At 74.0% G+C, this 13,257-nt stretch carries 13 protein-coding genes; 5 read left to right on the top strand and 8 right to left on the bottom strand.

Features of this window, described 5'->3' with window-relative positions; genetic code table 11:
• The first annotated feature begins 3 nt into the window (after positions 1 to 3).
• Genes ACIBG7_RS33365 through ACIBG7_RS33355 form a run of 3 tightly spaced genes read left to right on the top strand, consistent with a single transcriptional unit; the run spans position 4 to position 2,971 of the window.
• The gene (locus ACIBG7_RS33365; protein WP_357923327.1) at positions 4 to 846 is read left to right on the top strand and encodes a sulfotransferase domain-containing protein; all 843 of its coding nucleotides are present in this window, start codon (positions 4 to 6) and stop codon (positions 844 to 846) included.
• The gene (locus ACIBG7_RS33360) at positions 837 to 2,075 is read left to right on the top strand and encodes a lipopolysaccharide biosynthesis protein (protein WP_397338763.1); all 1,239 of its coding nucleotides are present in this window, start codon (positions 837 to 839) and stop codon (positions 2,073 to 2,075) included. The genes ACIBG7_RS33365 and ACIBG7_RS33360 overlap by 10 nt, the downstream gene beginning before the upstream one ends.
• On the top strand, positions 2,072 to 2,971 hold the full coding sequence (locus ACIBG7_RS33355; protein ID WP_397338762.1) for a sulfotransferase: 900 nt from the start codon (positions 2,072 to 2,074) through the stop codon (positions 2,969 to 2,971). Before ACIBG7_RS33360 ends, ACIBG7_RS33355 begins: the two co-directional genes overlap by 4 nt.
• Before the next feature lie 42 nt (positions 2,972 to 3,013).
• On the opposite strand, the gene ACIBG7_RS33350 is transcribed toward ACIBG7_RS33355, so the two are convergent.
• The 5 genes from ACIBG7_RS33350 to ACIBG7_RS33330 form a co-directional block, all read right to left on the bottom strand.
• Positions 3,014 to 4,129 carry an aminotransferase class V-fold PLP-dependent enzyme gene (locus tag ACIBG7_RS33350; RefSeq protein ID WP_397338761.1) on the bottom strand — a complete coding sequence of 372 codons (1,116 nt, stop codon included), beginning with the start codon at positions 4,127 to 4,129 and terminating at the stop codon, positions 3,014 to 3,016.
• Between the two features lie 66 nt (positions 4,130 to 4,195).
• On the bottom strand, positions 4,196 to 4,984 hold the full coding sequence (locus ACIBG7_RS33345) for a WecB/TagA/CpsF family glycosyltransferase (RefSeq protein WP_397338760.1): 789 nt from the start codon (positions 4,982 to 4,984) through the stop codon (positions 4,196 to 4,198).
• Complete coding sequence (locus tag ACIBG7_RS33340; protein ID WP_397338759.1) at positions 4,981 to 5,982, bottom strand: glycosyltransferase family 2 protein; 1,002 nt, start codon at positions 5,980 to 5,982, stop codon at positions 4,981 to 4,983. Before ACIBG7_RS33340 ends, ACIBG7_RS33345 begins: the two co-directional genes overlap by 4 nt.
• Positions 5,979 to 6,878, bottom strand: coding sequence for a sulfotransferase (locus ACIBG7_RS33335; RefSeq protein ID WP_357923202.1), 900 nt, complete (start codon positions 6,876 to 6,878; stop codon positions 5,979 to 5,981). The genes ACIBG7_RS33340 and ACIBG7_RS33335 overlap by 4 nt, the downstream gene beginning before the upstream one ends.
• A gap of 101 nt (positions 6,879 to 6,979) precedes the next feature.
• Positions 6,980 to 7,648, bottom strand: a complete 669-nt coding sequence (locus tag ACIBG7_RS33330; RefSeq protein ID WP_357923200.1) for a TetR/AcrR family transcriptional regulator — start codon at positions 7,646 to 7,648, stop codon at positions 6,980 to 6,982.
• A 65-nt stretch (positions 7,649 to 7,713) separates the two neighbouring features.
• On the opposite strand from ACIBG7_RS33330, the gene ACIBG7_RS33325 reads away from it, so the two are divergent.
• Positions 7,714 to 8,508, top strand: a complete 795-nt coding sequence (locus ACIBG7_RS33325) for a thioesterase family protein (RefSeq protein ID WP_397338758.1) — start codon at positions 7,714 to 7,716, stop codon at positions 8,506 to 8,508.
• On the opposite strand, the gene ACIBG7_RS33320 is transcribed toward ACIBG7_RS33325, so the two are convergent.
• Both ACIBG7_RS33320 and ACIBG7_RS33315 read right to left on the bottom strand, forming a co-directional pair.
• Positions 8,505 to 9,374 carry a serine hydrolase gene (locus tag ACIBG7_RS33320; RefSeq protein WP_397338757.1) on the bottom strand — a complete coding sequence of 290 codons (870 nt, stop codon included), beginning with the start codon at positions 9,372 to 9,374 and terminating at the stop codon, positions 8,505 to 8,507. The two genes, ACIBG7_RS33325 and ACIBG7_RS33320, sit on opposite strands and share 4 nt — an antisense overlap.
• Positions 9,371 to 10,342 carry a LysR family transcriptional regulator gene (locus tag ACIBG7_RS33315; RefSeq protein WP_397338756.1) on the bottom strand — a complete coding sequence of 324 codons (972 nt, stop codon included), beginning with the start codon at positions 10,340 to 10,342 and terminating at the stop codon, positions 9,371 to 9,373. Before ACIBG7_RS33315 ends, ACIBG7_RS33320 begins: the two co-directional genes overlap by 4 nt.
• 87 nt (positions 10,343 to 10,429) lie before the next feature.
• Here ACIBG7_RS33315 and ACIBG7_RS33310 point away from each other — a divergent pair, with 87 nt between their 5' ends.
• The gene (locus ACIBG7_RS33310) at positions 10,430 to 11,995 is read left to right on the top strand and encodes a penicillin-binding transpeptidase domain-containing protein (RefSeq protein WP_397338755.1); all 1,566 of its coding nucleotides are present in this window, start codon (positions 10,430 to 10,432) and stop codon (positions 11,993 to 11,995) included.
• Here ACIBG7_RS33310 and cysN read toward each other — a convergent pair.
• Complete coding sequence (gene cysN / locus ACIBG7_RS33305; RefSeq protein WP_357923190.1) at positions 11,992 to 13,257, bottom strand: sulfate adenylyltransferase subunit CysN; 1,266 nt, start codon at positions 13,255 to 13,257, stop codon at positions 11,992 to 11,994. The two genes, ACIBG7_RS33310 and cysN, sit on opposite strands and share 4 nt — an antisense overlap.

The following is a 13,257-nucleotide window of genomic DNA, read 5'->3' as shown; positions in this document are numbered from 1 at the left end:
GCGATGAAGCGGTCGGTCCTGTCGGTGTCGCGCGCGGCGGGGCGGCTCACCGCCGCCGGCCGCGTCCTGCCCGGCTTCCTCATCGTGGGCGCGCAGCGGTGCGGCACCACCTCGCTCTACCGCGCGCTGGCCCAGCACCCGCTGCTGCTCAAGCCGGTGCTGCACAAGGGCGTGCACTACTTCGACACCGGCTACGAGCGCGGCCTCGACTGGTACCGCGGCCACTTCCCGCTGACCGTCGGCGCGGCGCTGATCCGCCGCCGGTACGGCAGGCGCCCCCTGCCTTTCGAGTCCTCCCCGTACTACCTGTTCCACCCATTGGCCGGCCGCCGCATCGCGCACGACCTGCCCGGCGTCAAGCTGATCGTGCTCGTGCGCGACCCGGTCGAGCGGGCCTACTCCGCGCACGCCCACGAGCTGGCCCGCGGCTACGAGACCGAGTCGAGCTTCGAGTACGCCGTCGAGCTGGAGGCCAAGCGGCTGGCCGGGGCCGAGCGGCTGCTGCGCGAGGAGCCGCACGCCGTCCACCACTCGCACCGCCACCACGCCTACCTGGCGCGTGGCCGCTACGCCGAGCAGCTCGACCGGCTGGAGCCGCTCTTCGGCCGCGAGCGCATCCTGGTGCTGGACAGCCACCGCTTCTTCGCCCAGCCCGAGCGCAGCTACGAGCGGGTGCTGGAGTTCCTGGGCGTGCCCCGGATGGGCGACCCGGTCTTCGAGCGGCACAACAGCCGCCCGCGGCCGAGCCCGTTGCCCGCCTCGACCCGGCAGGCGTTGCTCGACCACTTCGAGGTCTACGACACCCAGCTCGTGCGCTGGCTGGGCGGTGAGCCGTCGTGGCGGTGAGCCTCGCGCGCGCCGGGCTGGCCGGGCTGGCCGGCGCGGCGGCCGGCGCGCTCGCGCAGTTCGGGCTCGTCGTCGTGGTCACCCGCACCACCAGCCTGGAGGAGGCCGGGTCGTTCCTCGCCGCGGTGGCGCTGGCGCTCATGACCGCCGGGATCTGCCGGCTGGACGCGGGCAACGGGCTGATCTTCTTCATCTCCCGGGCCGAGACCTACGGGTACCGCGGCATCTCGGGTTACCTGCGGGCGGCGCTGGTGCCCTCGGTGGCGCTGGCGGTGCTCGCCGGGGTGCTGTTCGAGCCGGTGCTGGGGCCGCTCGCCTACGCCGTGCCGGTCATGGTGGCCGCCGACATCCTGCTCGCCGCGACGCGGGGCTTCGGCAGCATGCGGCCGACCGTGCTCTGCGACGGGCTGCTGCTGCCCTTCGCACAGCTCGTGCTGGTCAGCGCCGCGGCGTGGGGCGCGGTCTCGCTGATGCCGGTGGCGTGGGCGGTGCCGTACGGCGTGGTGCTCGTGCTGGCCATGGCCGCCCTGCGCGGGCGGATGCCGCACACGCCCTACCTGCCCGGCACCGGGCGCGACCTGTGGCGGCACACCGGGCCGCGGGCCGTGGCCGGGGCGATCCAGGCCGTCTTCCAGCGGCTCGACCTGGTGATCGTGGCCGTGCTGGGCGGGCCGGCGCAGGCCGCGGTCTACGCGGCGGCGACCAGGTTCCGGGTCGTGGGGCAGCTCGCCAACCAGGGGCTGGCGCAGGCGGCCCAGCCGCGGCTGGTCCGGGCGATGGCCGCGGGCGACCTGCCGCGGGCGCGTGAGCTCTACCAGACCACCACGATGTGGCTGGTGCTGCTCACCTGGCCGGTCTGGCTGGGGTACGCCGCGGTCGCGCCGTGGCTGATGCGGATCTTCGGCGCGGGCTACGACGCGGCGATCCCGATCGCGCTGGTGCTCTCGGCCACCATGATGATCTCCACCGCCTGCGGCATGGTCGACGTGGTGCTGACCGCCGCCGGGCACACCGCCGCGAGCCTGCGCAATCTGCTGTGCGCCCTGGCGGTGACGGTCGCGCTGGACGTGGCGCTCATCCCCGCCCACGGCGCGTTCGGCGCGGCCGTCGGCTGGTCGGGCGGCGTGCTGGTCAAGAACCTGCTGCCGCTGTGGCAGCTCCACCAGCGCTACGGCCTGCGGCCCTTCGGGCGGCACACGCTGCGGGTGCGCGAATGGGCCCTCACATGACGCCCGTGCTGGTCACCGGCCTGCCGCGGAGCGGCACGAGCTGGACCGGGCGCATGCTGGCCGCGGGCGGCGAGCTGATCTACGTCAACGAGCCGCTCAACCCGCAACATCCGCCGGGCCGCTGCCCCGGCGTGTTGCGGGCCTCGGTCACGCATCGGTTCCAGTACATCTGCGACGGGAACAGCGCGGCCTTCCTGCCCGCCTTCCGTGACACCGTGGCCCTGCGGTACGGCTTCCTGGCCGAGCTGCGGGCCAACCGCTCGCCGTACGACCTCGGGCGGCTGGCCCGGTACGGCGGAGCCTTCCTGTACGGCAGGCTGACCGGCCGGCGGGCCCTGCTGGACGACCCGTTCGCGGTCCTGTCGGCCGGCTGGTTCGCCACCGAACTGGGCTGCAAGGTGATCGCCCTGGTCCGCGACCCGGTCTCGTTCGTGGCGAGCTGGCAGCGGCTGGGCTGGACGGTCCACTTCCACGAGCTGCTCGACCAGCCGCTCCTGGTGCGCGACCACCCGAGCGTGCTGGAGCTGCGCGCGCTGGCCGGCTCCGGGGACCGCATCGCCAAGGCGGTGGCGTTGTGGCGCTTCGCCCGGCAGGTGCTGGAGGCGACGCCCGGCATCCGGGTGGTCGGCTACGAGTCGCTGGCGGCCTCGCCGATCGCCGGGTTCATGGAGCTCTACCACTACGCGGGGCTGACCTGGAGCCCTCGGGCGCGGCGCCGGATCACCCGCGCCTGCACCGCCCCGGCCGGGGCCGGTCCCGGGTTCGCCTGGTCGGGCCTGTCGCGCACCGGGTTCCGGCCGATGGACTCGCGCCAGGCCCTGCGTTCCGGCGCCCGCGGGCTCACCCCGGACGAGGTGGCCCGCATCCGCGACCTGGCCGGCCCCGTCCACACCTAGCGCCCGCCGCGGCCCTGTCCCCCTCCGCCAGGTCCCCCGCCCCTAGCGCCGGCCGGTCAGGAGGGCGGGCAGCCGCTCGGCGAGACGGTCGTAGTCGGCGGTCGTGTTGTAGATCTGCGCCGACAACCTGAGCAGCCCGCCCGGCTCGATCTTGATCTGGTAGCCGAGCCGGTCGAGCACCAGCTCACCCAGCGCATCCGCCTCGGCCCTGGTCGTGCCCAGCCCGGGGCCGAGCCGTACGACGCGCATCGGCACGCCCGGCCACCCCGGGACCGCCTCGCCCGCCAGCGCCTCGGCCAGCACCCGCTGACCGTAGGCGGCCAGGGCCTCGTTGTGCGCCCGCACGCGCTCGATCCCCAGCCGTTCCAGCACCGCCAGCCCCTCCGGCGCGGCCAGCCACGAGCTGTAGTCGCCGGTCCCGCGCCACTCGACGGAGGCCGGGTAGCCCTCTCCATAGGAGACCACGAGCGGCCGCACCCGCTCCCGCCAGTGCGGCGCGACGGCGAGCATGGCCGCCGGGCGCGGCGCGAAGGCCCATTTGTGCAGGTTGCCCACCCAGAAGTCGGCGCCCAGCGCGTCGAGGTCGAGCGGCAGCATGCCGGGCGCGTGCGCCCCGTCCACGACGGTCACCACCTCGCGGGCGGCCAGCTCCTTGGCCAGCCGCGCCACCGGCAGCAGCCGGGCGGCCGACGAGCTCACGTGGTCGAAGACCGCGATCCGGGTGCGCTCGGTGACCGCACCGGTGATCGCCGCCACCGGATCGGCGCCCAGCTCGGCCCGGACCAGCACCGCGCCGGTCTCGGCGGCGTGCCGGCGCAACGCGAGCTCGACGGCGGCGTAGCCGTGGTCGGTGTGGATGATCTCGTCGCCCGGCCTGACCGGGATCGAGCCGAGCGCGACGGCCACCCCCTCGGTGGCGTTGGCGACCAGCGCCCCGCCGCCGGTGCCCAGGAAGGCGGCGATCCGCCCGCGCGCCTCGGCGAGCCGGCCGGGCAACCGGACGAAGAAGCGGTCGGGCGCCCGCTCCAGCTCGTCCCGCCAGCGCCGCTGCGCCTGCTGCACCTCGATCGGGACGGCGCCGAAGGAGCCGTGGTTGAGCTGGACGATCTCCGGATCGAGGGAGAACAGCTCCCGCGCGCCGGGCAGGGGGACGATCACCGCGAGCACCTTCCTCGACCTCGACCCGGACATCCTGTCACGGGGTCGGGCGAGGGGGCGTCGCCGCTACCGGCGGGCGAGTGCGGCGCGCACCAGCATCCGGGCGGCGAACGGCAGGTCGTCCAGCAGGTAGCGGCGAGCCAGCCGCCCCGGCTCGCCGCCCAGCCGGAACAACCACTCCAGCCCGGTCTCCTGCATCCACTCCGGCGCCCGGGCGGTCGCGCCGGCGGCGAAGGCGATGGCCGAGCCGCAGCCCAGGAACCACGCGCCCGGCAGGTCGCCGCGCAGGTTCGCGATCACCTGTTCCTGCTTGGGGAAGCCGAGCCCGACGAAGACGAGCTCCGGCTTGACCGCGACCAGCGCCTCCCGCACCCGCGCGAGACCCTCCTCGCTCCGCTCGAACCCGTACGGCGGCGCGTCCACCCCCGCCACCTTCAGCCGCGGATGCAGCGCAGTGAGCTGCCCGGCGGCCTGTTCGGCGATCCCGGGCGGGCCGCCCAGCAGGTAGATCGGATGCCCGTGCCGGGCGGCGGCCTTGCTCAGCGACCAGATCAGGTCGGCCCCGGTCACCCGCTCGGGCAACGGCCGCCGCTGGATCCTGGCCGCCCAGACCAGCGGCATGCCGTCGGCCAGCACCAGCTCGGCCTCCGCCAGCAGCCGCGCCAGCCGCGCGCTGCCGGCCACCTGGCGGCAGATGTCGACGTTCGGCGTGACGATGTGGCCGCCCCGCCCGGCCGCCAGCGCCCGGACGACGTGCTGGACCACCTGGTTCTCGGTGAGCGGGTCGATCGCCACCCCCGCGACGACCACCCGCTCACCGGAACCCGTGACCGGCCCGGCGGAGCAGCCGGTCATATTCCGCGCCCCCGGCCGTGCAGCAGGGACAGGACGGTGCGCGCGGGCACCAGCCCGGCGGCGACCGCCAGGGCCAGCGGCCCTCGGGGTTCGCCGGGCCGGGTGGTCAGGGTGCGCCTGGCCCAGCGCGCGGCCTCCCTGCGCTGGCCGAGTGCCGCATGGTGGAAGGCCAGTTGACCGTAGATCCGCGCCGCGCCGCGCGGATCTACGGCCAGTTCGGGGTGCCGGGCGAGCATCCACTCCAGCCCGGCGATGCGGTCGGCCCACCGGGTGGCGTAGTGCGACGCCCCCCAGGTGACCCGGACCAGCGGACGGTCGACGTGCACGATGGGCTGGCGCTTGGCGGCGCGCAGGGCGAGGTCCCAGTCCTCGTTCTGGCCGCCGGGCGCGCTCTCGTCGGCCCACAGGGTGCCGCGCCGGAACAGGAAGGTCGAGGAGTGCACCATCACCATGCGCGAGCGGGACAGGTCGTCCTGCGTCACGGTGTCGGTGCCGGCCAGGCGGCTGACCCGGCGCTTGCCGTACGCGACCTCGATGGCGCAGCTCGCGAACTCGGCGCCGCTGAGCACGAGCTGCTTGACCTGCGCGGCGAGCTTGCCGGGCAGCCAGAGGTCGTCGTCGTCGCAGAAGGCGATGAACTCGGTCGCGCAGGCCGAGATGCCGGTGTTGCGCGAGCCGGGCAGGCCGGGGCTGAGCCGGTTGGGCAGCACGCGGACGCGCGGGCGGCTGGTCTGGACGGGCGCGGGCACCAGGACGCCGGTGGCGACGCGGCGGCCGGCGGAGAAGACCTCGCCCATGGCCGCGTCGGCGCTCACGTCGGCCGGGGCGAGCACGTCGGCCAGGTCGTGCGCCACCTTGCGCTCGTCGGCGCCGTCGACCACGACGACCACGTCGAGCTCGCCGTCGTAGGCCTGGGCGAGCACCGCCTCGACGGCGGCCCTGAGCTGGTCGGGCCGGTCGCCGGTGGTGGGGACGACCACACCGATCGAGGGCTTCATGCGGCGGCTCCGCGGTAGCCGTACCGGGACAGGAGCGGCCAGGTGAGGCCGGTCACCAGAGTCTGCTGCGGGCGCGGCAGGCCGTCGTGCCAGGCGTCGTCGCGGGAGAGCTCGACGGCTCCGACGGCGAAGCGCATCGGGTTGCCGGAGACGGTGTGCGCCGGACGCAGGTAGGCGGTGCTGCCGGACAGGAACGGCGGCTGCGCCGACGGCAGGCCGAGGGTGCCGGCCAGGCGGGTCAGGGTGAGCTGCGGCTCGGCGAGCAGGTCCTCGTAGCGCACCCGGGTGACCTGGCCGCCCTGCCGGGTGAACAGGTCGAGCGCGAGGTTCTGGGCGGTCCAGTGCATCGCGGTGCGGACCGCGCCCCAGCGGGTCATCGGCCGGCCGTCCTCGGGGCGTTCCACCCGGCGGCGCCAGGAGTGCGCCACGGCCCGCGGGTCGCGCACGACGTGCACCACGCGCACGTCCACCCCGCCGGCGAGCAGGCAGAAGGCGAGCGAGGCGTGCTTGCTGGAGTCGATGACCGCTCCTGCGCCGGTGATCTCGGCGGCGGCGGAGTAGACCCGGCGGTAGCCCTCGACGTACTGGCCGAGGTCGCGGTGGTCGACGTACGGGATGCGGCGCGTACGGTCGACCCGGTGACGCAGCGTGAGCATCTGCCGGGCCAGCGGCTCCGTCCAGCCCTCGAAGGCCCGCTCGCCGACCTCGTGCCAGAACCGGCAGGCGGCGAAGGCCGACCCGCAGCCGCAGGGCTCGCCCGCCAGCACGCCGCGGGCCCACAGGTGCACCACCTCGCCCAGGGGCGCGACGCCCGGGAGCTGGCCCAGCAGCCGTTCGAGCAGCGTGGTGCCGCTACGGCCGAGGCCACCCAGGAAGATCACCTGCGGAACAGACACGAAGCACGGACCTCACGGAGAGCGAATACGAACCGTGCAGACGCTAGCGCAGAGAGTAATCATTGCACCGTGGAATCCCCAAACGATCTACCTACGGCCGCTCACCGATCGTGATCGGTCAAGGTCCGGCAGGCGGCGTCCAGCGCCGGCCCGAGCCGGGGGGTCGGCAGCACCCCGCGCCGCGGCAGCCGTTCGGCGACCGCGGTGCCGAAGCCGGCCATCCGCACCACGTTGGTGACGAAGTCGTCGATCTCCTCCGGCCACGGGAAGCCGGGCTGGGCGATCAGCAGCGAGACGCAGCCGTGGATGGCCGCCCACATCCGGGTCGCGAGCTTCTCCGGCTCGCCGGTCAGCACGCCCGCCTCGACGCAGTCGCGCACGGTCTCCAGCATGAGGTCGAAGCAGGCCTGCGCGGCCCGGTGGTCGGCGGGGCGCATCAGCAGCACGCGGTACTGGGTGGGGTGGGCCAGGGCGAAGCGCGCGTAGGCCTGCCCGCGCCGGGCCAGCCGGGCGAAGGGGTCGTCGGCCCGGGCCAGGCGCATGCTCTCGGCCAGTTCGTCCCACGCGCGCAGGCACACCGCCTCGATGAGCGCCTCCTTGCCGCTGAAGTGCAGGTAGACCGAAGGCGTAGAGACCCCGGCGCGGGCGGCGACCGCGCGCAGCGTGAGCGCCTGCTCGGTGCCGGTCTCGGCCAGCAGTTCCTCGGCCACCCGCAGGATCTCCCCGCGCAGGAGCGCGCCTTCTCCCGGATTGGCTCTCACCCGTCGCATGCAGGCACGTTGACACCGTCAGGTTGACGATGTCAACCTGATCCCGGAGAGATTGGGGCAAAACGATGGGCACCTTCACACAGGCCACCGCGGTCACCGGGCAGGACGGCACCTTCCACGCCGACCTCGACCCGCAGTGGGCGGTCGGCACCAAGCTGCACGGCGGCTACCTGCTCGCCGTCCTGGGCCGCGCCGCGCTCATCGGGCAGGAGCACCCGCACCTCACCACGATCAGCGGCACCTTCCTCGTCTCCCCCGGCCCCGGCCCGGCCGAGATCAGGGTCGAGACGCTGCGCAGCGGGCGCACCACCGCCAACCTGCGCGCCCAGCTCGTCCAGGGCGGCCGGATCTGCCTGGACGCGCAACTCACCCTCGGCGTGCTGGACGAGGCGGACTCCTGGTGGGCCCGCGAGGAGCCGGTCGAGCTGCCCGAGGAGGCGGCCTGCTTCCACAGCCCCGCCGACGCGGGGGGCGGCTTCACCATCCCGCTCTTCGACGTCGTCGAGCAGCGGCTGCACCCCGGCAACCTCGGCTTCGCCGTGGGGCAGCCGGGCCGTACCGGGTCCATCGCCGGCTGGCAGCGGCTGGCCGACGGCTCCGACTGGGACCCGCTCTCGCTGCTGGTCGCGCTCGACCCGGTGCCGCCGGTCTCCTACGACCTCGGCATCCCCGGCTGGGTGCCGACCATCCAGCTCACCGCCTACCTGCGGCGGCTGCCCGCGCCCGGCGCGGTGCGGGTGCGGCTGCGGGCCGACGACGTGGTCGGCGAGCGCATGGACGAGACCGCGCACGTCTGGGACGCCAAGGGACGCCTGGTCGCGCAGGCCACGCAGTACGCCGCGGTCCGCCTGCCGGGCTAGGCCCGCCCGGCGCGCAGGTGGTCGACGGCCAGGTGGGCCGTGGTGCCGATGACCGCGTCGGCGCGGGGCAGGTTGGCGGCCGGGCTGAAGGCGCGGGTGAAGACCGCGACGGCGTAACGGCCCCCGTCGGGGTACTCCACGACGCCGACCTCGTTGCGGATCGTCGGCAGGCTCCCGGTCTTGCCGCTGACCTCGACGTCGTCGTACGGGAAGCCCGAGGCCAGGCGGTGCGGCCAGACCTGGAGCCCGAGCAGGCCGCGCATCCACGCGCACAGCTCCGGGGAGGCCGCGCAGTCGGTCCAGATCAGGCCGAGGAGCCGGGTCATCTCGCGGGGGGTGCTGCTGTTGGCCCTGGCCGGGTCCAGGACGCGCATCCGGGCCAGGTCCTCCGGCTCCTGGTAGGGCCAGTCGTGGCCGGTGTCCTCGGCCATGCTGGCGTACAGGCTGGTGGTGTTCATGACGACCTGGGTGCGTGTGAGGCCGAAGCTCCGCAGCATGGCGTTGACCGCCTCCAGCCCCACCCGTGCCGAGAGCACGTCGGCCGCGGTGTTGTCGCTCACCGCGATCATCAGGTAGGCCAGGTCACGCAGCGAGATGGTGACCTCGTCGAGCATCACCGACAGGCCCGTGGGGCCGAAGGCCCGCTGCCGGGGTCCCACGGTGATGCGCTCGGTCAGGTCGAGCCCGCCCGCGTCGGCCTGGCGGCTCAGCTCGACCAGCAGCGGCAGCTTGAAGATCGAGGCGATCGGCAGCGCGCTGTCCGGCCGGTGGCCGACCTCCCGCCCGCTCTCCAGGTCGGTCGCGTGCAGCCAGCCCTCCACCCCGGCCGCGGCGAACATCGGGCCCAGGTCCAGCTTCCCGCTCATGCCAGGGTCCCCGGCCGGCGGCTGACCCGCCGGATCGGCGCCGGGCCTCGTTCTGCCATTCCGCCGCGCTCCTTGAGTGTCCGTACGGCTACCGCCGCGAAGTCCAGCACCGCCGGCGAAGGGCTACGCCAGGCGGTCGAGAGCCGCCAGGTCAACGCCCCGCCGAGCAGCGGCCGCCACACCAGCCCGTCCGGACGGCCCGAACCGGCCGGCCCGGCGGCACGGTCGTGGCCGGTCGGGCCCGGCTCCTCCGGCGCCGGCCAGAACGTCACCGCCGCCCCGGCGAGGACCAGGCCGAGCCCCGACCCCTGGTGGATCTCCGCAGGAACATAGCCCCGCCGCCGGCATTCGGCCAGCGTCTCGGCCCAGAACCCCGGCTCGCCCTCCTCGGGCGGCATCAGCAGGTCCCGCCCCGCCAGATCGGCCGGGTGCACCTCGGCCTGCCGCGCCAGCGCGTCCCCCTCGGCCAGCAGCACGCCGAGCGGCCGGCTGAGCTCGGGCCCGAACCGCAGTCCCGGCGCGGTCACCGGGTGCCGCACCAGCCCGACGTCGAGCGCCCCGGAGGCCAGCGCGTTGACCTGGTCCACCGTCCACATCTCGGCCGGTGCGAGCCGGACGCCCGGGCGCAGCTCGCGAAAGCCCGCGACCATCGCGGCCACCACGTCCGCGGCCAGGTCGGGCGGCGCGCCCACCTTGAGCACCGCGCCCTCGCCCGCCTTCACCAGCTCGCGCATCCTGTCCACGCGGGCCACGATCTCGCGGGCCTCGCCGAGCAGCAGCCGTCCCGGTTCGGTCAGCCGGACCTGCCGGGCGGAGCGGTCGAAGAGCCGGACGCCGAGTTCCTCCTCCAGGCGCTTGATGCGCTGGCTGAGGGGTGGTTGCGCCATGCCGAGCCGGATCGCGGCGTTGCCGAAGTGCAGTTCTTCGGCCACCGCCACGAAGTAGCGCAGGTGCCGGACGAGGTCCATGACCAGCCACTATATCCAGAAATATATTGATCTGAGGTTGATATCCGTATTGGACATGAATGTGAGGTCTCTGGTGTCCTCGTCGGCATGACTGACTTTGGGGGACGTCGTCGCCGCCGCTGGCCGTGGATCACCGCAGGCACCCTGGTGCCGGCGTTGGTCGCCGGCGGGGTGATCTGGATGGTGCGCACGCAGGGGGCTCCGGAGGAGACCGCGCGCGCCTACCTCGCGGCCTGGCAGCGACAGGACTATCCGGCCATGCGCAAGCTGGTCGCCGACCCGCCGGCCGACTTCGAGCGGCTGCACCGCCGCCTGCGCGCCGACCTCAAGCTCGACCAGCTCGCCTTCGAGGTCGAGGACGCCGAGGATGGCCGGGTGGAGTTCACGGCCAAGCTCACCGGCAAGGGCCCGGACCTGGCCTTCACCAACCGGCTGAGCCTGGTCGAGCAGGACCGCGCCTGGAAGGTCGCCTGGACCCCGGCCGCCCTGCACCCCGACCTCAAGCCCGGCCGTACGCTGCGCCTGGTGACCGACGCGGCCCAGCCGGTGCCGATCCTGGCCGCCGACGGCGCCCCGATCGGCGGCACCGAGGTGCCGGGCTCGGTCCAGCAACTCGTCGCCGGCCTGCGCGAGCGCTACGCCGACCGGCTCGCCCCGCCGCGCACCGCCCGCATCCAGCTCATCGAGGACGGCCGGGCGGTCAAGACGCTGGCCGAACGCGAGGCCGCCAAGCGCTCGCCGCTCCGGACCACCCTCGACCTGGCCGTGCACCGGGCCGGCGCCGCCGCGCTGGAGGGCACCAGCAAGCCGGCCGCGCTGGTCGCGCTCAAGGCCTCCACCGGCGAGGTCCTGGCCGTGGTCAACAACCGCGGCGGGTTCGACCGGGCGCTGCTCGGCAAGTACCCGCCCGGCTCGACCTTCAAGGTGGTGACCGCCTCCGCGCTGGTGGCCGGCGGCCTGTCGGCCGAGCAGACGGTCCGCTGCCCGGCCGAGCAGAACATCGGCGGCTTCGCCTTCCACAACGCGGGCTTCCGCGACTTCGGCAGCCTGCCCTTTCGCGACGCCTTCGCGCACTCGTGCAACACGACCTTCGGCGCGATGACCGTCGACTCGCTGGGTGGCAGCCGGCTGGCCAAGGTCGCGGGGGACTTCGGGTTCGGCGTGCCGATCGATCCGGGGGTGCCTGCCGTACGGGCGGAGTTCCCGGCTCCCAAGGACGCCACCGACCTGGCCTCGGCCTCGATCGGCCAGGGCCGGGTGCTGGCCAGCCCGCTGAACATGGCCTCGGTTGCCGCCGCGATCTCCAGCGGCGTGTGGCAGCCGCCCCGGCTGGTGCCGGCCGGCTGGTTGCCGGAGCGCGGCCAGCCCCGGCGGCTGGAGGGCGGCGTGGTCGCGGCGCTGCGCAAGCTCATGCCCGCCGTGGTGAACGAGGGCACGGCGCACGCCGTCCCCTTCCCCGCCGGTACGGCAGGCAAGACCGGCACCGCCGAGTACGGCGAGGGCAAGGAGCCCCCTTCGCACTCGTGGTTCATCGGCTACCGGGACGACGTGGCCTTCGCCGTGGTCGTCGAGGGCGGCGGCGCCGGGTCGGCGGTCGCGGCGCCGATCTCGGCCCGCTTCCTGTCCGCCCTGGCGCCCGCCCGCGAGTCCTAGCCGCGCGCCTCGACGATCATCCCGGCGCCCACGGTGGTGTTGCTGCTCTCGTCCACCAGGATGAACCCGCCGGTGAGCCGGTTGCGGGAGTACTCGTCCACGAACAGCGGCTGCGTCACCCGCAGCGAGACGCGGCCGATCTCGTTGAGCCCGAGCGAGGCCGCGCTCTCGTCGCGGTGCAGCGTGTTGACGTCGAGCCGGTAGTGCACGTCCCGCACCAGCGCCCGCGCGGCGCGGGTGGTGTGCTTGATGGTCAGCTTCGAGCGGGGCGCGAGCTTCACCGCGTCGGTCATCCAGCAGACCATGGCCTCCAGCTCCTGGGCGGCCTGCGGCTGGTTGTTCGGCCGGCAGATCAGGTCGCCGCGGGAGATGTCGATGTCGTCCTCGAAGCGGAGCGTCACCGACATGGGCGGGAAGGCCTCCTCGACCGGCCCGTCGAAGGTGTCGATGGAGGCGATCCGCGTGGTCAGGCCGGAGGGCAGGTGCAGCACCTCGTCGCCCGGCTTGAGCACCCCGCCGGCCACCTGGCCGGCGTAGCCGCGGTAGTCGTGGAAGGCCGGGTCGGTCGCCTTCTGCGGCCGGATCACGTACTGCACCGGGAAACGCACGTCGACCAGGTTGCGGTCGGAGGCGATGTGCACGTTCTCCAGGTGGTGCAGCAGCGAGGAGCCGTGGTACCACGGCATGTTCTCCGAGCGGGAGACCACGTTGTCGCCGTGCAGCGCGGAGATCGGGATGAAGGTCAGGTCGGGCACGTTGAGCTTGGAGGCGAAGGAGGTGAACTCCTCGCGGATCTCCTCGAAGCGCTCCTCGGAGTAGTCGACCAGGTCCATCTTGTTGACCGCGAGCACCAGGTGCGGCACCCGCAGCAGGCTGGTCAGGAAGGCGTGCCGGCGCGACTGCTCCAGCACGCCCTTGCGCGCGTCGATCAGGATGATCGCCAGGTCGGCGGTCGAGGCGCCGGTGACCATGTTCCGGGTGTACTGGATGTGCCCGGGGGTGTCGGCGATGATGAACTTGCGCCGCGGCGTGGCGAAGTAGCGGTAGGCCACGTCGATGGTGATGCCCTGCTCGCGCTCGGCGCGCAGGCCGTCGGTGAGCAGCGACAGGTCGGTGTACTCGGTGCCGCGGTCGCGCGAGGTGCGCTCGACCGCTTCGAGCTGGTCCTCGAAGATCGCCTTGGAGTCGAAGAGCAGGCGCCCGATCAGGGTGGACTTTCCGTCGTCAACGGAACCGGCGGTGGCGAAACGAAGAATGTCCAT

Origin of the sequence: Nonomuraea sp. NPDC050328 (assembly GCF_044459405.1) — a bacterium.
Lineage (GTDB): Bacteria > Actinomycetota > Actinomycetes > Streptosporangiales > Streptosporangiaceae > Nonomuraea.
The sequence above is the reverse complement of the archived record's forward strand: the minus strand, read 5'-3'. Positions and strand labels throughout refer to the sequence as shown.

What these genes read in the sequence shown, in the direction of transcription:
- ACIBG7_RS33365 (WP_357923327.1), top strand. Translation starts at nt 4, where the DNA reads ATGAAGCGGTCGGTCCTGTCGGTGTCGCGCGCGGCGGGGCGGCTCACC.
- ACIBG7_RS33355 (WP_397338762.1), top strand. Translation starts at nt 2,072, where the DNA reads ATGACGCCCGTGCTGGTCACCGGCCTGCCGCGGAGCGGCACGAGCTGG.
- ACIBG7_RS33345 (WP_397338760.1), bottom strand. Translation starts at nt 4,984, where the DNA reads ATGACCGGCTGCTCCGCCGGGCCGGTCACGGGTTCCGGTGAGCGGGTG.
- ACIBG7_RS33340 (WP_397338759.1), bottom strand. Translation starts at nt 5,982, where the DNA reads ATGAAGCCCTCGATCGGTGTGGTCGTCCCCACCACCGGCGACCGGCCC.
- ACIBG7_RS33330 (WP_357923200.1), bottom strand. Translation starts at nt 7,648, where the DNA reads ATGCGACGGGTGAGAGCCAATCCGGGAGAAGGCGCGCTCCTGCGCGGG.
- ACIBG7_RS33325 (WP_397338758.1), top strand. Translation starts at nt 7,714, where the DNA reads ATGGGCACCTTCACACAGGCCACCGCGGTCACCGGGCAGGACGGCACC.
- ACIBG7_RS33320 (WP_397338757.1), bottom strand. Translation starts at nt 9,374, where the DNA reads ATGAGCGGGAAGCTGGACCTGGGCCCGATGTTCGCCGCGGCCGGGGTG.
- ACIBG7_RS33315 (WP_397338756.1), bottom strand. Translation starts at nt 10,342, where the DNA reads ATGGACCTCGTCCGGCACCTGCGCTACTTCGTGGCGGTGGCCGAAGAA.
- ACIBG7_RS33310 (WP_397338755.1), top strand. Translation starts at nt 10,430, where the DNA reads ATGACTGACTTTGGGGGACGTCGTCGCCGCCGCTGGCCGTGGATCACC.
- cysN (WP_357923190.1), bottom strand. Translation starts at nt 13,257, where the DNA reads ATGGACATTCTTCGTTTCGCCACCGCCGGTTCCGTTGACGACGGAAAG.